The 20,568-nt window shown below is 61.1% G+C and carries 18 protein-coding genes; 6 read left to right on the top strand and 12 right to left on the bottom strand.

Annotated elements, in window-relative coordinates; translation table 11 throughout:
• Window positions 1-96: 96 nt before the first annotated feature.
• The 8 genes from AC1DXO_RS05055 to htpX form a co-directional block, all read right to left on the bottom strand.
• Complete coding sequence (locus tag AC1DXO_RS05055; RefSeq protein WP_476977006.1) at window positions 97-1,590, bottom strand: PepSY-associated TM helix domain-containing protein; 1,494 nt, start codon at window positions 1,588-1,590, stop codon at window positions 97-99.
• The gene (locus tag AC1DXO_RS05050) at window positions 1,587-2,183 is read right to left on the bottom strand and encodes a hypothetical protein (RefSeq protein WP_476977005.1); all 597 of its coding nucleotides are present in this window, start codon (window positions 2,181-2,183) and stop codon (window positions 1,587-1,589) included. The genes AC1DXO_RS05055 and AC1DXO_RS05050 overlap by 4 nt, the downstream gene beginning before the upstream one ends.
• Before the next feature lie 114 nt (window positions 2,184-2,297).
• On the bottom strand, window positions 2,298-4,433 hold the full coding sequence (locus AC1DXO_RS05045) for a TonB-dependent siderophore receptor (RefSeq protein ID WP_476977004.1): 2,136 nt from the start codon (window positions 4,431-4,433) through the stop codon (window positions 2,298-2,300).
• A gap of 189 nt (window positions 4,434-4,622) precedes the next feature.
• The gene (locus AC1DXO_RS05040) at window positions 4,623-4,991 is read right to left on the bottom strand and encodes a glycine zipper 2TM domain-containing protein (RefSeq protein ID WP_476977003.1); all 369 of its coding nucleotides are present in this window, start codon (window positions 4,989-4,991) and stop codon (window positions 4,623-4,625) included.
• A gap of 443 nt (window positions 4,992-5,434) precedes the next feature.
• Window positions 5,435-7,162, bottom strand: a complete 1,728-nt coding sequence (locus AC1DXO_RS05035; RefSeq protein WP_476977002.1) for a heparinase II/III family protein — start codon at window positions 7,160-7,162, stop codon at window positions 5,435-5,437.
• A 3-nt stretch (window positions 7,163-7,165) separates the two neighbouring features.
• Entirely contained in the window at window positions 7,166-7,861 is a 696-nt protein-coding gene (gene rpe, locus AC1DXO_RS05030; protein WP_476977001.1) for a ribulose-phosphate 3-epimerase, read from the bottom strand.
• Between the two features lie 53 nt (window positions 7,862-7,914).
• The gene (locus AC1DXO_RS05025; RefSeq protein ID WP_476977000.1) at window positions 7,915-9,300 is read right to left on the bottom strand and encodes an RsmB/NOP family class I SAM-dependent RNA methyltransferase; all 1,386 of its coding nucleotides are present in this window, start codon (window positions 9,298-9,300) and stop codon (window positions 7,915-7,917) included.
• A gap of 133 nt (window positions 9,301-9,433) precedes the next feature.
• Window positions 9,434-10,348, bottom strand: a complete 915-nt coding sequence (gene htpX / locus AC1DXO_RS05020) for a zinc metalloprotease HtpX (protein WP_476976999.1) — start codon at window positions 10,346-10,348, stop codon at window positions 9,434-9,436.
• Between the two features lie 83 nt (window positions 10,349-10,431).
• Here htpX and AC1DXO_RS05015 point away from each other — a divergent pair, with 83 nt between their 5' ends.
• Window positions 10,432-10,632, top strand: coding sequence for a DUF1674 domain-containing protein (locus AC1DXO_RS05015; RefSeq protein ID WP_476976998.1), 201 nt, complete (start codon window positions 10,432-10,434; stop codon window positions 10,630-10,632).
• Between the two features lie 369 nt (window positions 10,633-11,001).
• Here AC1DXO_RS05015 and pyrF read toward each other — a convergent pair whose 3' ends face one another.
• Window positions 11,002-11,715, bottom strand: coding sequence for an orotidine-5'-phosphate decarboxylase (pyrF, locus tag AC1DXO_RS05010; RefSeq protein ID WP_476976997.1), 714 nt, complete (start codon window positions 11,713-11,715; stop codon window positions 11,002-11,004).
• A gap of 78 nt (window positions 11,716-11,793) precedes the next feature.
• Between pyrF and AC1DXO_RS05005 the strand changes: the two genes are divergently transcribed.
• A complete protein-coding gene (locus tag AC1DXO_RS05005; RefSeq protein ID WP_476976996.1) occupies window positions 11,794-12,540 on the top strand; it encodes a MarC family protein in 747 nt (248 codons plus the stop codon).
• 153 nt (window positions 12,541-12,693) lie between these two features.
• On the opposite strand, the gene AC1DXO_RS05000 is transcribed toward AC1DXO_RS05005, so the two are convergent.
• Window positions 12,694-13,491, bottom strand: coding sequence for an SDR family NAD(P)-dependent oxidoreductase (locus tag AC1DXO_RS05000; RefSeq protein ID WP_476976995.1), 798 nt, complete (start codon window positions 13,489-13,491; stop codon window positions 12,694-12,696).
• An 85-nt stretch (window positions 13,492-13,576) separates the two neighbouring features.
• Window positions 13,577-14,029, bottom strand: a complete 453-nt coding sequence (locus AC1DXO_RS04995; RefSeq protein WP_476976994.1) for an Rrf2 family transcriptional regulator — start codon at window positions 14,027-14,029, stop codon at window positions 13,577-13,579.
• A 238-nt stretch (window positions 14,030-14,267) separates the two neighbouring features.
• Here AC1DXO_RS04995 and AC1DXO_RS04990 point away from each other — a divergent pair, with 238 nt between their 5' ends.
• From AC1DXO_RS04990 to AC1DXO_RS04975, 4 genes are all read left to right on the top strand, one after another.
• Complete coding sequence (locus AC1DXO_RS04990) at window positions 14,268-16,283, top strand: potassium transporter Kup (protein WP_476976993.1); 2,016 nt, start codon at window positions 14,268-14,270, stop codon at window positions 16,281-16,283.
• Window positions 16,284-16,462: 179 nt separating this feature from the next.
• Window positions 16,463-17,698 carry an argininosuccinate synthase gene (locus AC1DXO_RS04985; protein ID WP_476976992.1) on the top strand — a complete coding sequence of 412 codons (1,236 nt, stop codon included), beginning with the start codon at window positions 16,463-16,465 and terminating at the stop codon, window positions 17,696-17,698.
• 170 nt (window positions 17,699-17,868) lie between these two features.
• Window positions 17,869-18,789, top strand: coding sequence for a diacylglycerol/lipid kinase family protein (locus AC1DXO_RS04980; RefSeq protein WP_476976991.1), 921 nt, complete (start codon window positions 17,869-17,871; stop codon window positions 18,787-18,789).
• The gene (locus tag AC1DXO_RS04975; RefSeq protein WP_476976990.1) at window positions 18,786-19,559 is read left to right on the top strand and encodes a metallophosphoesterase family protein; all 774 of its coding nucleotides are present in this window, start codon (window positions 18,786-18,788) and stop codon (window positions 19,557-19,559) included. The genes AC1DXO_RS04980 and AC1DXO_RS04975 overlap by 4 nt, the downstream gene beginning before the upstream one ends.
• 6 nt (window positions 19,560-19,565) lie before the next feature.
• Here the strand turns inward: AC1DXO_RS04975 and AC1DXO_RS04970 are convergent, their stop codons facing one another.
• Window positions 19,566-20,057 (bottom strand): hypothetical protein, encoded by a 492-nt coding sequence (locus AC1DXO_RS04970; RefSeq protein ID WP_476976989.1) that lies wholly within the window; start codon window positions 20,055-20,057, stop codon window positions 19,566-19,568.
• Window positions 20,058-20,568 lie beyond the last annotated feature (511 nt).

Here is a 20,568-nt window from a genome sequence, read left to right as displayed (position 1 = left end):
GGCCGGGGATGTTTCCGCACCGTTGATGAGACCCTTTATAAGCCTGCGAACCTGAACGGGATTTGAGCCGCGCGTTCATACTCATTCAGCTACGCATTATTTTTCGGCCGCCGGCGAAGGGCGTAATTCGCGTGGTTTTCCCTTTAAAGTTAAGGCAGTAACGACAGCGGCCAGAGCCAGCAGGCTGAGATTGATCCCCAAGCCGGCGGTGAATGAAAACTGGCCGAACTTCAGTATATGCGTAACCACCAGCGCCAGCAGGCTTGCCGCGAAGACATAGCGCCCAACCCTAGAGACCAACGGCACCGATGGCGCCAACAACCCGGCCAGGGACAAAACCACCGTAACACCCCAGAAGACCGGCGCGAAAGGCACCGCCGCCGCCATGGTCAGCAGGGTCGCCACAACCATGGCGGCCGCAGACCCCCAGACAAAGGCGATCCATACTTTGTGAAGACGTGGATAGGACCGGCCCTTCTGCGCCGATTTCAGCAACCAGATATCGATCCCCGTCGTACAGATCAGGCACAGTCCTGCCCCCAGCAGGACATAGGCCCACCTGACCCACAGCCCACCGTAATTACCGAAGTGCAGCCGATACAGGCTGGCATAGACCTGCTTGCCGGCCGCCCCGTCGGACAGGTGGAGCTGGGCAACGAAATTGCCCTTGCCGTCGAACTGCCAGTTATCACCATAGACCATGCGGTTCTCGATCTCGGCGCTGACATCGATATTTTCGTGGTCCGTGCCCAGATTGTTGATCGAGATGAAGTTCGGATGGATGTCCGGCCGCATGGTTTGCAGGGTGGTCAGCGCCTTGACCAGCCCCTCGCTCGATACCTGACCCTGCGCGCTCTTAGGTGTGATATCGGGATAGAGGGCGGCAAAGGTCTTGGTCGTATCGCCATTATGGAAGGTCAGCGCCATGACCAGCACAATGACCTGCGACAGCCCAATCAGCGCGCCGGTCAGGGCGATCACGATATGAAACGGCGCCGCCCATACCCCGATCCGGTTATGCAGGTCGGCGCGGTTGAGGCGTGACGTGCCGTTCAGCCGCCACAGAAACGCGTCCTTCAGGATACGCGGATGGGCCAGCAACCCGCCCAGGATCAGGGCCAGCATGGCGACACCGCCCAGACCGACGACAATCAGCCCGATACTTTGCGGCAGATGGAGGAAATAATGCAGTTCGGTCAGGCCGTGCGTCGCCGGGTGCTCGCCAGGCCCGCTATAACGGCCGTTCTCGTCATAGACCCGGACATGACCTTCACCCAGTGACAGGACCAGACGCGGATAGTCGGGCGTCGGCGTGACGATATAGAGCGCTGTTTCCTTGCTGTCCTTGGGGATCTGCAGCCGCATATCGGCCAACGCAATGGCAATCGCCTGGGGCCTGAAATCATGGACCTCGGCGCGACTGGCCGTCTCCCAGCGTTCGATATCGATATAGAAGACCGTTGCGGTTCCCGACAGGCAGATCAGATACAGCACCGCCGCCGTGACCAGGCCCAGTATCTTGTGGCCGGTCAGGTTCTTTGCGACAAAGGCGGCGGAGACTTTCGGCCACAGCGTGCGCGACTTGCTCATGCCAACACCCGCGGCAGGAAGACCAGGGCGGCGGCAAATGCACTGCACAGGATCAATCCGAGACACGAACGGTACGGCCGGCGGCTGGCCAGCTGGATCACCAGCCCGGCCGCCATGGCGACCATGGCCAGGATAGCCATGCCCATCAGCTGTTCGGCGGCACCGCCGGGCACCCAGGCGCACCATATCAGCCCCGTCAGGAAACCAAAAAGCGGCACGACGATCAGGCTGCCGGCCAGCCGGACGGCGAACCGGCCCCAGTAACCCCTGCCCAGCGACAATCCGTCCGATTCGATCTCGCGCGTGCGCTGGATCTTGGCGGGCTGGCCCATCAGTGCCAGTCCCTGCCGCGCCACGATGGCGAATCCCAGCACCATCGCAAGAACTGCGGCCCAGGCCAGGCCGACATCCGGACTGGTGCACAGCGTCCATGCGGCCACGCCCAGCGCGACTGCGCCCCAGCCGGCCGCCAGGGCATAGCGCCACAGGCCCGTGCGCACGCCTTTGCGTTGCCAGGTCGCGAAAACGGCCAACAGCCCCGCCGTAACGAGGAGGCTCCCGCCGATCTGCAGCGATGTCGCGAGTAAGTTCAAACCCAAAGCCTTTGCTCGGCAATCTTCACTCCCAACAGTCCTCCCCTGTAGCGCAGTGCAACGAAGCGTACCGGTGAGGTGTCGCCGCTTGTCGGCGACGGTGGGGGCAATTTCCTAAAAATTATAGCTCAGCGACACCATGGCGCTGCGCGGTGGGGCGTAATAGGCCTGGTCCCATTGCAGGCCGCCGAAATACTTTTCGTCGAAAAGGTTCTTGACGTTCACCGTGGCGCGCACCTTGTCCGTCAAGCGGAAACTGGCCATCAGGTCGACCACCGAATAGGCGTCCTGCGCGAAGGGAGCGCCGGCGCTCACCGTCGAGATCTCGCTCTGCCAGCGCACGGCGGCCCCCAGCTTCAGGTCGCGATATTGCGGCAGGCTGTAGGTCGTCGACAGTTTGAGCGTCCGACGCGGCAGGTAGTTGCGCACGTCATTACCGTCGCGGTCTTCGAGCGACAGGCTGGTCCAGCCGCCGTTGATGGCCCAGTTAGTGCTCAGCTTGCCGGCGACTTCCAGTTCGTAGCCTTCGACGAAGGTGTCGATGCCGGCATAATAGGCCTTGCCGGCCAGGTCGTGATTGGCATTGTAGCCGGCGGCATCCGGATCGCTATCCTGGAGGTAGCCGGCGAACTCGGCCAGGCCGTATTGCTCGGACTTGAAGACGGCGCCGGTGGCGAGAAAGCGCTTGTCGAACCATTCCGACTTGATGCCGGCCTCAAGGCTCTTGCCGGTGGCGGCCTCGAATCGGTGGAACGTGACGTCGCTTTCCGACTGCGGGTCGAAAATGTCCGAGTAGCTGGCGTAAAGCGAAACATTGGGTGTGACATCATAGACGACGCCGACATAGGGACTGACCTTGTTTTCGGAGCGATCTTCGGAAACGCCGTAGGACGCGCCGACCGCCTTCAGGTCGACGGCATTGAAACCGGCGATGCCGGTCAGCTTGTCGGTGACGTTCAGGTGGATGGCGCCGTAGATCCGAGCCGTATCCGTCTTGATCTGCTCAGCCAGGTACGGGTCGGGATAAACGGGTTCCGCAGGCGCCGTGATATGGCCATCCAGCATGGCCGGATAGTCGAACATATCGGCGAAACGCTCCCACTTGTAGCTGGCGGAATGGGCCGCATTGGCGCCGAACACCACCTGATGCCGGCGACCGAACAGGCTGACCTCACCCGTGGCGATGACATCGAACATGTCCTGCTTCAGGATCGACGGATAGATGCCGCTAAAGGCATAGACACCCAGGCCGGTCACCGGATCAGGCGTGCCCCAGGGATAGAGCAGCCTGGCGTCTTCATCGTAGGACTTGCGGGTATAGATGCCCTTGACGGTCCAGCCGTTGTCGAAAGCATAGGCCAGTTCGCCGAAGCTCTGGTGGTCGTGGGTGTTCCAGTAGGTCCACGGCGCCGCCGAATTGGCTGAAACGTCGTAGCGGATCGGCGTGCCGTCCGAATAGGTCAGGGGCAGGGCGCCCCAGCTATTGCCGTGCGCCAGATTGTCCTGCTGCGAATAACCGGCCGTGGCCTTGAGCTTCGGCGTGATGTCCCAGGCCAGGACGCCGTAATAGACATTGCGGTCGACACCATAGTAGTCGAGGTACGAGTCTGTATCGGTGTGGGCATAGACCAGGCGGCCCGACAGCGTGCCGTCGCTGGTCAGCGGCCCCGACACATCGCCGGTGAGGCGTAGGTCGTTCCACGAACCGTAGCCGGCAGAGACATCGGCCTTGAAGCTCCTGGTCGGGCGCTTGCGGATATAGTTGATGGTGGCCGACGGGTTGCCGGTGCCGGTCATCATGCCGTTGGCGCCGCGAATGGCTTCGACGCGCTCGAAAAGAGCGGTATCCAGCGCCCCGACCTGAAGTCCCCAGTCGAGTGGCTGGCCGACGCCGTCGACCTGGAAGTTGATGATGTCGAAGCCACGCGAATTGTAATAGGTGCGGTCGGTTTCGTCCGCCTCGACATTGATGCCGGGGATGGTGGCCAGCAGCTGGTTGGCGTCGCTGAGCTGGAAGTCCCGGATCTGGGCGGCGGAGACGACGGTGACCGACTGCGGCGTTTCACGCAGAGACAGGTCCAGCCCGGTGGCGCCGGCCGAACCCTTGATCACCCGTTTGCCGATGATGGTGACTTCCGGGGCGCCTTCCGCCTTTGGGGTCGATGTGACGGCATCTTCGGCCTGAGCCATCCCGGCCACAAGCGCGAAGATGGATGTGGCCAGGGCCAGGGTGCGAAGAGATGCAGACATGTGTACTCCGAAATTATGTCCAATTGCGCTAACAATTGCGAATGACTATCATTTCGGCCGTCATATCAGGCATGACTCTCAAGTCAACCGAATATGCGAATAATTCTCATTATTATATCCCTGACACAAAAAATCCCGCCGGCATAACCAACCAGCGGGATTTTTCGTTATGGAGATAGGCTTGGAACGCTATTCGCGGACGTAACGATAGATGACCTTTTCGCGGTGACCATTGGCCAGGGTGCGGTAGTGGGTCTCTGTGCGGTAGGCCAGACGCCTCATGCAATCCTTCTTGCCGTGGTTCTTGCCGACCTTGCTGCCGATCGCGCCGCCGATAACAGCCCCGCCGATCGTGCCAAGACCGCGTTCGTTCTTCGACACCTGGCTGCCGATGATACCGCCGGCGATCGCGCCAATGACAGTGCCCTTCTTGCTCGAGCTCTTTTCCTGGTACTTGCAGACCACGGAATAGGCATTGGCCTGTTCGGTCATAACGGCGCCGCTGACCAGGCCGGTGATGATCAAGGCGACGGCCGTGCCCTTAATAAATTTCGACATCTTGCTCTCCTTGGAGACGGATTAATCCCATAAACGCAGGCAAGATGCGCTTTGGCGCATAAGGATGCAGTCAATTTATGCGCCGGCTGTTGTAAGGACTGGCTTAGATTGACTGATGACGGCGAGTGTAAAATGATTCGCGCAACTCAGTGACGGCACGTCCTCGATGGTGGAATTTTGGATCACGAAAAGCTCGAAAAGCAGAAAAGCACGAATATTCAGGGTGGAAAATTCTTCTGCGCGAAGCGCTTTCATTCGGCGCCTAGCCACGGGCTCGATTGAGTGCCCTTCGGGCGAGAAAGACTCAAGGCCACGCCTATTCGTGCTTTTCTGCTTTTCGAGCTTTTCGTGATCCAAAATTCCACTGTAAAAAGACGTGCCGTCACCGCGTTGAACGAACGATTTCCTATACCTGCCAGCTCAACGGCTCAAATCCGGCGATATCACGCCTCAGCCGGCGACAGTTTCCACCGCACCTTGGTCTGGGTGTCCAGTCGCGCCACGCCACGCAGGGCAATCACCACCGACTTGCGCAGCCCACCCTTTTCGAACACCGCACCCGATTCCAGCGCGACCTCCTTGGCATCGTGGCGCAACCACCATCCGCGCCCACCCGGCCCGCGCAGCAATACACTCTTTCGATCACGCGCCAGCGACGCCTGGACCTCGGGATGCAGCAAAAACCGAACCGTAAAGGGCGCGGCCACCGGCAGCTGCTTCTGCTTGCTTTCCATCGGCGTCAGGCGCTCTTCACCGCGCAGTTCATCGCGCTGGGTATCGACATACAGCCGGCGCTCGTGCTTGAGGGCAAATTTCGGCCGCCAACCCTCGTGCTCCATCTCCAGCAAGGTGCCGGAATCCTCCGCCTCGACCCGGCGGCTGCGGATCTTGTACCGCGCACCTTCCAGGGCAAAGTTCAGCATCTCGCCGAACCGCCCGGTCACCGGGCTCAGCAAGGCGCTCTCGCCGATGGTCAGGCTGTTGCCGGCGCCGACAATGCGGAATTCCTGGCGATCGGACTGGCTGGGCGACCATCCGGGCAGGACGATCAGCTTGTCGCGCCCGCCCGAAACCTCGAACGACATCGGATGATCGCAAGCCGCATAGCCGGCATCGCCGCCGCGCGGCTCACCGGCGTCGACAAAGACCGTCAGGCTGCGCCCACTCATCCGGTGAAAGCGGCCATGTTCCAGCACATTCGGCACGGCCACGGCGGCGCGCTGTTCCGTCCGCACCAGGGCCGGCAAGACCTGGTCTTCCAGCAGCGATTCCGACCCCTGGAAGGCACACAGGCTGCCGTCCGGGTGCGAACAGGTGCGCACAAAGCGCATCAGCCGGTCGATATAGTGATCGAGATAGTCCGGTACGCTGATTCCGCGCTGGCTCAGGCCGTCCTCGATGAGCAACAGATCGTACAACAGCTCCAGACCCTGCTCCGGACTGCGCGAAATGTGCGAGCCATCCGCCAATACGATCTTTTTCAGGACCTTGGGCAGGCGGTTTAGGCCCTTCTTGCGGAAACCGTCGCCCACCCGGCCGGACAGGACGCAACCCAGCAGCACCAGGGCGACCGCCCGTTGCGCCTGCCAGCCATTGGGCTGGCTCAGCCGCAACAGATGCCGCCCCTGTTCGGCCATCGACTGAGCCAGCAGGTGAATCTCGTCGGGCGTCGCTTGCGCAGCCAGTCGCCGCGCCGACAGGGCCAGATTGATCAAACGCCGCGGCAGGATCTCCTCGCCCCAGGTAAACGGCGTCCAGGCGCGAAACGTCTTCTGCCACATGACGAATAGCCGCACAGCCTCGCGCGCGCCCTCGTCACCCTGGGTCAGCAGCGACGACAGCCAGCTGAAACGATGCAGTTCGACGGCGAAGGCCCGGGTCGGCGAGGGCCGGTTCCACGGGTCGCCGCTGCCCTGGACGCTCATCCGCGCATTCGTCAGATGGAAGCGCCCGGACAGGATCGCCTTGCCCATCAAGGGCTGGGTCGGGCGGCCATCGTGCGGCGCGGCGAGAAAGCCGTCGGGTGTGCGTCCCTTCAGGGTCAGGCGATAGCCGGGCATGCCGAACAGTTCCGCCCCCAGCTGCTTGCGCAGCAGGGATCCGGCCACCTTGGCCCAGGGCGTCTTGACGGCGCTATGTTCGGTGATCGGGCCCGACTCGTAGGCGTCCATCCGTTACGCCCCCAAACCCTTCAAATCTGGCCCCTTCAAGATTGGGCCCTTCAAAGTCGCGATATTGGCGGCATAGGTCGCAGGCCCGCCCTTGAACACGGCGGTCCCGGCGACCAGCGCCGTCGCTCCGGCAGCGACACAGGCCCCGGCGTTCTGGGCATTGACGCCGCCGTCGACCTGCAGAATGGCGTGATGGCCGAGCGCGTCCAGTCGCTTGCGCACCGTTTCGATCTTGCGCAGCTGCTGTTCGATAAAACTCTGGCCACCAAAGCCCGGATTGACGCTCATGATCAGCACCAGGTCGATATCGTCCATGATCCAGTCCAGTATCTCGACCGGCGTCGCCGGATTGAGCACGACACCGGCCTTGGCGCCAAGCTGGCGGATATATTTCAACGTGCGGTGCAGGTGCGCCCCAGCTTCCGGGTGGACGCTGATATAGTCGGCCCCGGCTTCGCGGAAAGCTTCGAGGAACGAATCGACCGGCGAAATCATCAGATGGCAGTCGAACGGCAGTTTGGTATGCGGCCGTAATGCCTTGACCACGTCGGGTCCGATGGTGATGTTCGGCACGAAATGGCCGTCCATGACGTCGATATGGACGAAGTCGGCCCCGGCCTCAGTGATCGCCCGCACCTCTTCACCCAGCCTGGCAAAATCGGAAGCCAGAATCGACGGGCAGATGAGCGGTGCTGTCATGACGGATTCGCCTTTTAGGGGGTGTCTGCTTAAACCCGTAATAGGGTCGCCGGTCAACCGTTTTGCCGCGTCAGGTGCGCGATAAAAAAGCCGTCCTGGCCACCGGCCTTCTGATGCGGCAAAAGCCGCAGCCAGCCTTCCGGCCGCACACTGTCGGCGGGTATCCCCAGGGCGGTGATGACGTCATCTGCCGGCTTTTTGATGGCAAATTCGGGATGGCGGCGCAAGAAGGCCACAACCTGGGTCTCGCCCTCTTCGCGCTCCAGCGAACAGGTGCAGTAGATCAGGTCGCCGCCAGGTGCGACACGCTTCGCCGCGGCATCGAGCAGCCTGTGCTGGACATCCGCCAGCTTGGCGATGTCCGACGGCCGCGTTGCCCACAGCACGTCGGGCTGACGGCGTAGGGTGCCGGTTGCTGAGCACGGAGCATCCAGCAGGACCGCATCGAAACTGCGCGAATCGTCCCAGGTTTCGGCGTCATATTGCGCCATCTCGGCCTCGAATCCCGTCCGGAGGAGATTTTCCTCGACCCGTTTCAGCCGGTTCTTCGAGCGGTCCAGCGCCACAACCCTGGCGCCGGACGCCAGCATCTGCATGGCCTTGCCGCCCGGTGCGGCGCACAGATCGACCGCCGTCTTGCCGCTCAGGTCGCCCAGCAGGCCGGCCGCGACCGAGGCCGCCACGTCCTGGACCCACCATACGCCCTCACTGTACCCCGCCCACTCGTTGAGGTGGCCGCGAAGGGTGCTGCGCAAAGTCAGGCCGCCAATCGCTGTGCCCTGCAAGGGCTCCTGCAGTCGCTCCAGGTCCGCCATGGTCTTGAAACTGAGGTCGGTCGCCGGCTCTTCGGTCAGCGCCATGGCAATGCCCTCGGCGTTGGCTTCGCCATAGGCCATCTTCCAGCGCTGGAACAGCCAGTCGGGCGCCAAACGGCTGGCGACGGGCGCTTTCAGACCGCCTTCGCGGATGACGCCGCGCAGTATGGCGTTGATCAGGCCCTTGAACGGTCGGGTATTGGCCTCGCGCTCGGCCAGCTTGACCGTGGTCGATACCGCCGCGAAATCCGGCACCTGCATGAAACCGATCTGCGCCAGCCCGATGCGCAACAGATCGCACACAGCCGTCGACGGAACCTTTTTCGTCTTCTGTTCGATGACGTAGTTCAGCTGGCCGAAGCGGCGCAGGACCAGCATGGCCAGGGCGCGGGCGAAACTGCGTTCCGAGTCGCTCAGGGACGTGAACTCACTGCGCGTTACCGCCTCATCGAAACCCGAGCGCTTGGCCAGGGCAGCGTCGATCAGCATCATGGCGGCGATCCGGGCATTCATCCCGATATCGCCATCGTCTTCGATACGCACCGGTTCGGCCTGGGGTTTGCGCGGGCGGGGTTTTTGCGGCGACGGTTTGCCGCGGTGAGGACGCTGGGGAGCCTGGGCCATGTAAGATGCTTTGCTTTAAATCTGAAATAAGCCCGTCGCATTTATCAACGACAGTCCTCCCCTGTAGCGACGTGAAACTTCGCGTACGGGGGAGGTGTCGCCGCTTGTCGGCGACGGAGGGGGCACTTGAGCTTTAGCCCATATCGGTTGTCGGCACGCTCGTAAAGCCGTCACGGCCACCGCGCTTCATGCTCATGCTTAGGGCTATAAGGGCCTTGACCCGGTTTTCGGTCGCCGGATGGGTCGAGAACAGGTTATCCATCGCCCGTCCGCTCAGCGGATTGATGATGAACATGTGGGCCGAAGCCGGGTTGCGTTCGGCATCGTGATTGACCACACCACCGCGCGCATAGGCCTCGATCTTTTTCAAAGCCCGTGCCAGCGCCTCGGGATCACCCGAAATCTCACCACCGATCCGGTCGGCTTCGTATTCGCGCGTCCGGGAGATCGCCATCTGGACAACCATGGCCGCAATCGGCGCCAGTATGCTCATCAACAGGACGACGACAAAATTGCTGCCGCCTTCCTCGTCGTCGCGTGAACCGCCAAAAAACATGGCAAAATTTGCCAGGGACGAGATGGCGCCGGCCAGGGTGGCCGTGATCGTCATGGTCAGGGTATCGCGGTTTTTGACGTGGGCCAGTTCGTGCGCCATCACGCCGCGAATCTCGGCCCGATCGAGCGCGCGCAACAGACCCGTTGTCGCCGCCACCGCCGCATGTTCCGGATTACGGCCCGTGGCAAAAGCATTGGGCTGGTCATTGTCGATGACATAGACCGCCGGCATGGGCAGGCCGGCGCGTTGGCTCAGATCCTGGATATCGTCGTAATATTGCCGGATCAGGCCCGTGGCGCGTTGTGGATCGACGGGCTGGGCGTAATACATGCTGAGCACCGCCTTGTCGGAATTCCAGTAGGCGAAAAGGTTTATCGCGACGGCAAGCGCCAGCGCGATCAGCATACCCGTGGGCCCGCCCAGCATCAGCCCGATCACGCCGAACAGCGCGGTCATGCCGGCCAGCAGCATATAGGTCTTGAACGGGTTCATAGTGTACAGTCGCTCCTTGCGATTAGCTTCAACAGAGCTTAGATTTGGGAGCCGAAGCCTTTGCCCGCAAGGGGATTACAAAAATGTCATCCGAATCCGACTTGAGCGACCTGACGCCGAAAAAGGTCCTGACCCCCGCCGCCCAGCGCGCCCTGGCCGAGGCCGAGGAACGCCGCAAGCTTGCCGCCGAAACTGAAAAGGTGGCCGAAGACGGCGGCCCGCCCGGCCCCGAACCCACGCGCTACGGCGACTGGGAACGCAAAGGCATCGCGGTGGATTTCTAGCCGGGGTTTTGTCGGTTATTTCGCTTTACGAATAAGAAGCTTGTTTCGTAAGGGAAGATTTGAACACGGATAAGGACGGATGCCGCTTCGCGGACACGGATCAACACGGATGGAATTGTGTTTGCCGTGCGAGTTCTGTGTAGCCCGATACCTTATCGAAGCGCAAAGCGCTTCAAAATAAGACATGTCCGGAATGTATCAGCCGGCCTTGGCCAGACTCGAACATCCGTGTCGATCCGTGTCCGCGAAGCGGCATCCGTGCCTTATCCGTGTTCCATGACCTTGCCGGCAGATATCGCGCCGACCGCAGTCCAAAGCCCTGAAGTTCGTGTCGTTCGTGGTTCAAGCCTTTTTCGACCAACACGAATCTCACACATTATGCAAGGCGGCCAGGATCGCCTGCGTCGCGGCCACCGGATCCGGCACGCGCGTGATCGGTCGACCGACCACCACATGTGAGGCACCATTCAGAAATGCCTGTTGCGGCGTGGCGATCCGTTGCTGGTCATTAACGTCCGAGCCTTCCGGCCGCACACCCGGCGTCACGATCAGGAAACCTTCCGGCACCCGCGCCCGGATCATTTCGGCCTCATGCGGGCTCGACACGACACCATCCAGGCCACAGGCCACGGCCTGATCGACCCGGCGCATGACGAGATCACTCAACACCATGCCATAACCCATTTCGTCCAGATCGCCCTGGGTTAGCGAGGTCATGACCGTCACACCGATGATCTTGGCCGTGCCGTCACCGCGCCCGGCCACGGCCGCCTTCATCACCTGCGGCTCAGCATGAACCGTCAGCAGGTCGCAGGCGCCCGAAGTCGCAGCCTTGGCCGCACCTTCGACCTGGGCGCCGATATCGTGCAGTTTCCAGTCCTGAAACACCGACTTGCCCTGTGCCTTCAGTTCCTCGCACAGTACAAGTCCGCCCTGGGCCAGCAGGGTCAGGCCGATCTTATAGAAGCACACCGTGTCCCCCAACTGCGCCACCAGTTTGCGCGCGCTCTCCAGATCAGGTTCGTCCAGGGCGACGATCAGGCGTGGATCGGCGGCAAATGCGCTCGCAGTTAAGGCTGGCATGGCTATATCCTTGCTGGGGGGTGTCGGGGGCGTAAACGATTTGCTATGGCTGTTCAATAACTGATTTGGGCGGCTACCATGTTCGACAGCGACCTGATTGCGAAACTGTTCGCCTTCTATATCAACTTCTTTATCACCCTGTTCGCCCTGATCGATCCGATCGGCAATGTGCCCATCTATGCCGCGGCGACCCAGACCCAGACGCCGACGGCGCGTAACTGGCTCAGCATCTATATCTCGATCTTTACCGCCCTGATCCTGACCCTGTTCTTCTTCGCCGGCCTCAGCATCCTGGAATTTTTCGGCATCTCGATGAATGCCTTTCGCATTGCCGGCGGGCTGCTGCTCTTCCTGATGGGCCTGGAAATGGCGCGCGGCAACTTCATCGACACCTTTACCCAGGCCGACGAGGTCAAGGAGGGCGGCGAGGCAGCGAACGGCGTCAAGCCGCTGGGCCACCGCGAAAACGCCAAGAAGAGCTTCGAGAAGCTGGTTGTGCCGTTTGCCTTTCCGCTCATGGTCGGACCAGGCACCATCTCGACTGTCATCATCCAGGCAGGCATCGCCAAGGACTTCGGCTATACGGGCCTGGCCGTCGGCGTCGCCGCCATCGCCACCACCGGCCTGGCGATCCTGGTGACGCTGCTGTTTTCCAACACCATTTCACGGATTTTCGGTCGCGTCGGCATGGTGGTGGTGATTCGCGTGCTGGGTTTGATCCTGTGCGCCCTGTCGGTTCAGATCATCATATCGGCGGTCAGCGAGATCACGCACAATATCATCCTGCCCAGCGCGGCTCATCCGTATACGGAACATCACCGGTAGTTTTGTTTAAGATTGGCGCGCGCCCTAGGCCGCGGATTCGTTCAGGTGAGTCGAAAATGTCTGACTTCCGAGCACACGAAGCGAAGTGTACGTTTGTACATGAGCAAGTGCGCGCAGGAAGGCGGGCATTTGCAGACCACCTCAACGGATCCGCTAGCGATGGATTTTGCGCAATTGGCCAGAAGCGAGCTCCATAACCCAGTCATCAGGCGCGACCTTCAACAGCGCCGCCACGGCCTTGTTCGGCGCGCCGGGAACGCAGGCGGCACGGTTGGCTTCGGCGGCCAAATAGCCTTCGCGCGCCACTTCGTCGGCGCCCATCCACCACCACTCCGGAATAGCCTTGCTCAGCTTCGACCGCGTCCCGACGACATCGTGGAATTCCGAATAGGTCCATCCCGGGCACAGGGCGCTGACATGGACGCCGTGATCGCGCACCTCCAGGTGCAGGCTTTGCGAGAACCGTGTCAGGAAGGTCTTCACCGGTCCATACAGGGTGTCACCCGGGGAGGCCGGCAGGAACCCGGCTAGTGAGGCGACGTTGACGATTCGACCGAACTTCTGCTCGATCATGCCGGGCAGGAAGCGGTGCGTCAGTTCCATCGGCGCCAGCATCATGACCTGCAGGAAGGCGCGGTGTTGATCCAAGGTATTGGCGACAAAACCGCCGGGCTGGCCATAGCCGGCATTATTGACCAGGCCATCGACCGCGCGGCCCAGCGCCAATATGCCCGACTGCAGGGCTTCGGGCGCGCCCGCATCGCTCAAGTCCGCCGGCAGGGCATAGGCTTCGACGCCGAAGCGCAGGCGGATTTCTTCGACCAGCTTGTCCAGCCGTTCGGCCCGCCGCGCCGTCAGCGCCACGTCCCAGCCGTTCGCCGCATAGGTCCGTGCAAAGGCCAGGCCTATGCCCGAAGATGCTCCGGTGATCAGGACTAAACGACGTGCCAAGGTGAGCTCTCACAAAAATCTGCGCGAGGGAAACACGACAATCGTTGGAAATGCAAGGGTTTTTGCGCTGCCCTTGCGAACCTGTTCAGGCATGCTCTTTTTCGGCTGCCGTAGCCGCCACCACCTGGCTCAGCAGGTCGGCCACAGTGACGGTGGCCAGGGCTTCGGACGCGGCCGCGTTGGCGATCAGCATGGCGGCATTGACAGCCTTGGGGATAGCCTGGCTAACCGGGCAACCCGGCGCGCCTATGGGAGCCGAACCCAGGTGGGCGCAGCCATTGACCGCACGCAGAACCTCATCGAGGCGGATGTCCTGGGGCCGCTTCAGCAGCCATGCACCGCCGGATACGCCGGAACAGGTGGCGACCAGGCCGGCCTTGGCCAGTTGCGTCGTCATGCGTCGAATCACCACCGGATTGGTCGGAATCGAGCTGGCGAGCACCGACGACGACACCGCCTGTTCGCGCGAATAGGCATTGCGGTGCGCCAGATAGGCCAGCGTATGGGCGGCTACGGGAAATCTTTGACTATCGGACATGTCAGCACATTGTTACGCTAATTTAGGTGCAAGGGCAAATCGGGGTTTGCAGGCCTTTTGGGCGCTTATCTGTAAAAATGCGATGATTTCCTGTCGCCTTTGACAAGGTGGATGTGCAGCGCACAAATAAGCCCTCAAGAAGGCCATTGAATGTGGTAATAAATAGGCGTAATAGCGCGACGTTCAAGCGAGGGCCTCGTTACGAGACTGTGTGTCATCCGCCCTCAGGAGAGTATGAATGATCGGGGAAAACCCTGCTGAGACTACGGCCTCCCCGCCGGTTTCAGCTGCATCCGACTGTGCTGCGGATGCCCATGGCGCGTCGTCTGCCACATCTCACACAACAACACCCGGTGAAGCCGAATCGATTGCCAGCCATGGCCACGGAGCCGAAAGTTTCTGGGCCCTGGCCATAGGTTCGATCGGCGTCGTCTTCGGCGATATCGGGACGTCACCGCTTTACGCCATGCGCGAAGCTCTGATTCACACCCGCGAAGGGACCAGCGCCGAGTTGGCCATCAAGGGCGTGATTTCGCTGGTCTTCTGGGCCTTGATCATGGTCGTGACGGTCAAATACGTCATCTTTCTGATGCGCGCCGACAACAAGGGCGAAGGCGGAACCCTGGCCCTGATGGCCCTGGCCCAGAAGGCATTGGGCAAGTATTCGCCGACCGTCTTCTTCCTGGGCGTGTGCGGTGCGGCGCTATTCTATGGCGACGGTATCATCACCCCGGCCGTTTCGGTGCTCGGCGCCGTTGAAGGCCTGAAGGACGCGCCTGGCATGGGCAAGGGCATAGCCGCCTATATCGTGCCGATATCGGCCGCCATCCTGATCGGCCTGTTCATTATCCAGTCCAAGGGCACGGGCAAGGTCGCCAAGTTTTTCGGCCCGATCACCGTCCTGTGGTTCCTGACTCTGGGCGGCCTGGGCCTCTATCACATCTTCGACGATCCTGAAATTTTGACGGCCCTGTCACCCCACTTCGGTATTCAGTTCCTGCTGGCCAACGGTTTTATGGGCTTTGTCATCCTGGGCAGCGTCTTCCTGGCGGTCACCGGCGCCGAAGCCCTGTATGCCGATATGGGCCATTTCGGGAAGAAGCCGATCCAGATGTCCTGGCTGTTCTTCGTCCTGCCGTGTTTGACCCTGAACTATCTCGGCCAGGGCGCCCTGACGCTGCATGACCCGTCGGCACGCGTCAATCCGTTCTGGCGCATGATTCCGGACTCGCCCTTCGCCTACTGGCCGATCTTCATCCTGGCGACCGCCGCCACGGTCATCGCCTCGCAGGCCGTTATCACCGGCGCCTTTTCGATGACGCAGCAGGCGGTGCAACTGGGCCTGCTGCCGCGTATCGACATCAAGCGGACCAGCGAGACCCAGGCCGGACAGATCTTCGTGCCGCAGATCAACACCATGCTGATGGTCGGCGTTTTGGTCCTGCTGGTTGTCTTCCAGTCGACCGACAAACTGACCTCGGCCTACGGTATCGCGGTCACCGGCGCCATGATGGTCGACACCCTGCTGGCCTATGTCTTCCTGCGCCATGTGTGGAAATGGAAGCGCTGGCAGGCCTGGGCCTTGCTGACGCCGCTGGGCGTGCTCGACCTCGTCTTCTTCGGCTCCAACCTGCTGAAGATTCCGCAGGGCGCGTGGATGCCGCTGATGCTGGGCGGGGTTCTGGTCCTGACCATGCTGACCTGGGCGACCGGCTCGCGTACCCTGTCTGAAAAATCGCGCCGGGATTCGGTCCTTCTGCTCGACCTGGTCGAGATGCTGAAAAAGCGTCCGCCGCACCGTGTCGCCGGCACCGCCATCTTCCTGACGTCCGACGCCGAATCGGCGCCCGTCGCCCTGATGCACAATCTCAAGCACAACAAGGTGCTACACGAGAAGAACATCATCCTGACGGTCAAGACGGCCAATACGCCGCGTGTGGCCGAAGGCGACCGGGTATCGATCGAAATCATCAACGAGGATTTCAAGAAGGTCACCCTGGCCTATGGCTTCATGGAGAGCCCGAACCTCCCGCGTGCGCTCGGCCTGTGCCGCAAGCTGGGCCTGAAGTTCGACATCATGGCGACCAGCTTCTTCCTGGGTAAACGCAATGTCGTGCCGTCGGCCAATTCAGGCATGCCGTTATGGCAGGACAAGCTGTTCATCTTCCTGATGAAGAACGCCGCCAACCCGACCGAATTCTTCCACATCCCGCCAGGCCGCGTGGTCGAACTGGGAACGCAGGTTACGGTGTAATATTAAGATGTGAGGCCTGTTCTTTCTTTGCCCACCCCATTTATGGGGAGGCGGGGCGCCCCGTGGCGTGGCGCGAAGCGCCGGGCGGGGCTCTTCTTGTTTTCTTCACACAATCGGTCTTGCATCCCCGGTCCTTAAACCTTAAAGCGCCCTCTGCTGTTATAACCTAAGGTCACGCCATGTCCGCTCCCGCCGAAAAGCCCGTCAAGAAAGTCGTCCTCGCCTATTCCGGCGGTCTCGATACCTCGATCATCCTGAAGTGGCTGCAAACCGAGTATCAGGCCGAGGTCGTTACCTTCACGGCCGACCTGGGCCAGGGCGAAGAGCTGGAGCCGGCGCGCAAGAAGGCTGAACTGCTCGGCATCAAGCCGGAAAATATCTTTATCGAGGACCTGCGCGAAGAGTTTGTTCGCGACTACGTCTTCCCGATGTTCCGCGCCAATACGGTTTATGAGGGCCAGTATCTGCTGGGAACCTCGATTGCCCGTCCGCTGATCGCCAAGAAGCAGATCGAGATCGCGCGCAAGGTCGGCGCCGATGCCGTCTGTCACGGCGCCACCGGCAAGGGGAATGACCAGGTCCGTTTCGAGCTCGGTTATTACGGCCTGGAGCCAGATATCCGCGTCATCGCCCCGTGGCGCGAATGGGAGTTTGCGTCGCGCGAGGCTTTGCTGACCTTTGCCGAACAGCATCAGATTCCGATCGCCAAGGACAAGCGCGGTGACGCGCCGTTCTCGGTCGATGCCAACCTGCTGCACTCGTCGTCCGAGGGCAAGGTGCTGGAAGATCCGGCGGTCGAGGCACCCGAGTTCGTCTATCAGCGCACCATTTCGCCGGAAGCCGCGCCGGATACGCCGACCGTCTTCACCATCGATTTCGAAAAGGGTGATCCCGTGGCGGTCAATGGCGAGGCTTTGTCGCCGGCGGCTCTGCTGACCAGGCTGAACCAGCTGGGTCACGACAATGGCGTCGGCCGTCTTGACCTGGTTGAAAACCGCTTCGTCGGCATGAAGTCACGCGGTGTGTATGAGACGCCAGGCGGGACAATCCTGCTGGCGGCGCACCGCGGCATTGAGTCGATCACGCTGGACCGCGGCGCCATGCATTTGAAGGATGAGCTGATGCCGCGTTATGCGTCGATCATCTATAACGGTTTCTGGTTCAGCCCGGAACGTAACATGCTTCAGGCGGCCATCGACTACAGCCAGGAAAAGGTCACTGGCACGGTCACGGTCAAGCTCTACAAGGGCAATGTCACGATCACCGGCCGCGAGAGCCCCTATTCGCTGTACGACCAGGACCTGGTGACCTTCGAAGAGGGCAAGGTGGCGTACGACCACCGCGATGCGGCTGGATTTATCAAGCTCAACGCTCTCCGTCTCAGGGTTGCCGCAAAGCGCGATCAACGCGGATAGGTAACGGGGCGTGGGGTCCTTGGACCCCACAAACTTTGTTCTTTCTTCCTTTGCCTCCCGCCCCAAGAGGGCGGAGCAAAGGAAGAAAAGGCAAGTCTTGGGGCCTCAGGCCCCAAACCCAGTCACTTAGCCGCATTGAATCTTTGCACCCGTCACGGCAAACCCAACCCATGGCGGGCACACCTTTCAACATCCTTATCAATGCAAAGTCGGGCACAGCCATCGCGCTGGGCGACGACACCATCCGAAACCAGGTCGAGATCAGCCAGATCCAGGTCGCCGAACTGTGCTTCAGCGAACCTGACGACATGAAGGCCAATCTCGAACGTCTGAGCCGGCTACCCAACCCGCTGCTGATCGGTGGCGGCGACGGCACCATCCGCGAAACCGGCACCTACCTGTCCGAACACAAGAAGGCCTTCGGTATCCTGCCCTTCGGCACCATGAACATGCTGGCCATGGATCTGGGCCTGATCTCACTTCAGCAGGCGTTCGATGCCTACGCCGCCGGCCACCACGAAGAGCTCATCGACGCCGGCTATGTCAATAACGAGCTGTTCCTGTGTTGCGCCAGTATCGGCACCATGCCCGAAGCCTCTGTCTATCGCGAGGAAATCCGCAAACAGCACAGATTGCTGCTGATCCCCAAGATGTTCTGGTTCGTCCTGACCAGCCTGGAAAAGCATAAGGGCGAGCGCGTCGTTCTTGAGATCAATGGCAAGATGAAGAAGTTCCGCACCGCGGCCGTTGTCATCTCCAACAACCGCTTCAGGGACAGCACCCAGCTGACCGAAAGCAACTTCCTGCGCGCCTCGCTGAACGGTGGTGAACTGGCCGCCTATATCGCCACCACCTGGACCCGCATCTCCCACCTGCGCTTCATGACGCGACTGATGCTGGGCCACTGGCTGCAGGACCCCGATCTTACCGAAATTGTCGCCAAAAAATTCGTCCTGTGGAGCCGGCACAAGAACGAGCTGGTCTCAATCGACGGCGAAGTTACCGAACTCAAGACCCCACTCAACTTCACCCTGAAACCCAAATCCGTCCACATACTGGTTCCGGACGTGCCGGCCAAAAGCACCTCATGAAGATCGCCCATATTTCCGACCTGCACTTCGGTTGCGCCTCCGAAGAGGTAACCGCGATTCTGCGACGCTATCTAATTGAGGCCGCGCCCGATCTCGTTATTGCCAGCGGCGACATCACCCAGTCCGCCACGGATGCGGAATTCGTCGCTGCGAAGGCTTTTTTTGACACGCTTCCCATGCCGGTCTTGTGTATTCCCGGCAATCACGATCTGCCTGGCATGGACCTGGAGCGGTTCGTGGCACCCTGGGCGCGCTACAAACGCCATCTCGGTGACGATCTAGAACCGGAATTCACCTCGCCCCTCGTCCACGTCAAGGGCATCAACACTGCACGCCGCGTCCTCGGCCACTGGAACTGGGCCAACGGTTCGGTCAGCCGCCGGCAGTGCCGCGACATTACCCGCACCTACAACGGCTCCAAGGCGCCCTGGCGGGTCTTCGTCATGCATCACCCGGTGATGAACACGCGCGAAATGCCTCTGGAAGTGTCACTGTTTAACCGCAACCGCCTGCTTGATTGCCTCGATGAAAACCACGTCGATATCGTCCTGGCCGGTCACCAGCACCACGCCTATCTCGAAAATCGCGTCGTGGGCAATCACACCACCCTGTTCTTGAATGCCTCGACGGCCATGAGCCTGCGCCTGCGTCGCCAGCCCAACGGCTTCAATATGCTGGATTTCAAAGAGACGAGCGTACGTATCGATCGCCTGGAACTGCGCGGCGACGCCTTCCAGATTGCCTGGGCCGAAAGCCACAGCAAGGGCTAAGCCACCTTACACCCCTACCGCAGCGCCGACAAAGGCGCCCATGAGGTCGTTCACCGCCGCCGACACGCGCGACTGATACACCGTCGGATCCTTCAGGTGCGCCGCGATATTGATATGTTGCGCGCCACCGAGAAGAAACCCCGTGATGCGCTGGCCTGACGTCTCACCCACATCCGTCAGGGTGAACATGTCCGAGCCCAGAAAGATCGGGTTGCCAACCGCCACGACGACGTCGCCATCCTTTGGCGGCGCCATGTAGGTCGCCGGAATCTGACGGACTTTTTCACCGGACCGGTTCGTGCTGGTGGGCAGGCGGAACGACAGGCGCGACTGTTCCTCGCGAATCCGCACATGGGTCGATGCATTGGCCGTGTGCTCCGCGCGTTCAAGCGTACCGCCTCCGCCGCCAAAGCCCCAGCGATTGGCGCCGGCCTCGACCTTGCCGAAGTCAACCACCTGCCACGCCTTGACCACGACGGCATCCAGCGCCTTGGCCAAGTCGATTTCCAGCTGGGGAATTGATAGGGCGTCAACCGCTTCATCATGGTCGGCGGGTTGGGCGCGCCTTCCTTGCTTTTCCCGTTGTAAAGTTCAAAATTACCCGTCTCGGGTCCGTAGCTCTGAAACGGTGCGACGCCCGTTGCACCGACCAGGATCGCCTTGCCATCGCCATTGCCCCAATAGGCGGGACTACCGAAGCCGGTGGCCTTCTGTATCTTCTGGTAAGCCGGCTGAGCAGCCAGGACCGAGGTGTCCAGGACCTCTATTCCCTTGGCCGTAAACGCTGCCTTCAGTTGGGCGTAGCCGGCGTCTGTAATCGCCTGCATCATGTCGGTGTCGTAATTGTCCCAGGCATTCGACGCCGCCGTTTCGGCCTTGTTAAATCGCGTCGCCTCCCGGAAATCCGACGTCTCGATCTGGAAGGCGATAACATAGTTGGCAATAACAACCCGTTTTGTGCCGGCCAGGGCAGCGGCGCTGGCGTTCGAAAAAAATATGTCGCTGTTGG

Source organism: Asticcacaulis sp. P2_C5, assembly GCF_056404555.1.
The sequence above is the reverse complement of the archived record's forward strand: the minus strand, read 5'-3'. Positions and strand labels throughout refer to the sequence as shown.

Bases quoted from the DNA above. Each gene is read 5' to 3' on its own strand.
- rpe (WP_476977001.1), bottom strand. From the start codon at position 7,861: ATGACAGCACCGCTCATCTGCCCGTCGATTCTGGCTTCCGATTTTGCC.
- AC1DXO_RS05035 (WP_476977002.1), bottom strand. From the start codon at position 7,162: ATGGACGCCTACGAGTCGGGCCCGATCACCGAACATAGCGCCGTCAAG.
- AC1DXO_RS05040 (WP_476977003.1), bottom strand. From the start codon at position 4,991: ATGTCGAAATTTATTAAGGGCACGGCCGTCGCCTTGATCATCACCGGC.
- AC1DXO_RS04985 (WP_476976992.1), top strand. From the start codon at position 16,463: ATGTCCGCTCCCGCCGAAAAGCCCGTCAAGAAAGTCGTCCTCGCCTAT.
- AC1DXO_RS04980 (WP_476976991.1), top strand. From the start codon at position 17,869: ATGGCGGGCACACCTTTCAACATCCTTATCAATGCAAAGTCGGGCACA.
- AC1DXO_RS05015 (WP_476976998.1), top strand. From the start codon at position 10,432: ATGTCATCCGAATCCGACTTGAGCGACCTGACGCCGAAAAAGGTCCTG.
- pyrF (WP_476976997.1), bottom strand. From the start codon at position 11,715: ATGCCAGCCTTAACTGCGAGCGCATTTGCCGCCGATCCACGCCTGATC.
- AC1DXO_RS05005 (WP_476976996.1), top strand. From the start codon at position 11,794: ATGTTCGACAGCGACCTGATTGCGAAACTGTTCGCCTTCTATATCAAC.
- AC1DXO_RS04995 (WP_476976994.1), bottom strand. From the start codon at position 14,029: ATGTCCGATAGTCAAAGATTTCCCGTAGCCGCCCATACGCTGGCCTAT.
- AC1DXO_RS05025 (WP_476977000.1), bottom strand. From the start codon at position 9,300: ATGGCCCAGGCTCCCCAGCGTCCTCACCGCGGCAAACCGTCGCCGCAA.
- AC1DXO_RS04975 (WP_476976990.1), top strand. From the start codon at position 18,786: ATGAAGATCGCCCATATTTCCGACCTGCACTTCGGTTGCGCCTCCGAA.
- AC1DXO_RS04990 (WP_476976993.1), top strand. From the start codon at position 14,268: ATGATCGGGGAAAACCCTGCTGAGACTACGGCCTCCCCGCCGGTTTCA.
- AC1DXO_RS05045 (WP_476977004.1), bottom strand. From the start codon at position 4,433: ATGTCTGCATCTCTTCGCACCCTGGCCCTGGCCACATCCATCTTCGCG.
- htpX (WP_476976999.1), bottom strand. From the start codon at position 10,348: ATGAACCCGTTCAAGACCTATATGCTGCTGGCCGGCATGACCGCGCTG.
- AC1DXO_RS05055 (WP_476977006.1), bottom strand. From the start codon at position 1,590: ATGAGCAAGTCGCGCACGCTGTGGCCGAAAGTCTCCGCCGCCTTTGTC.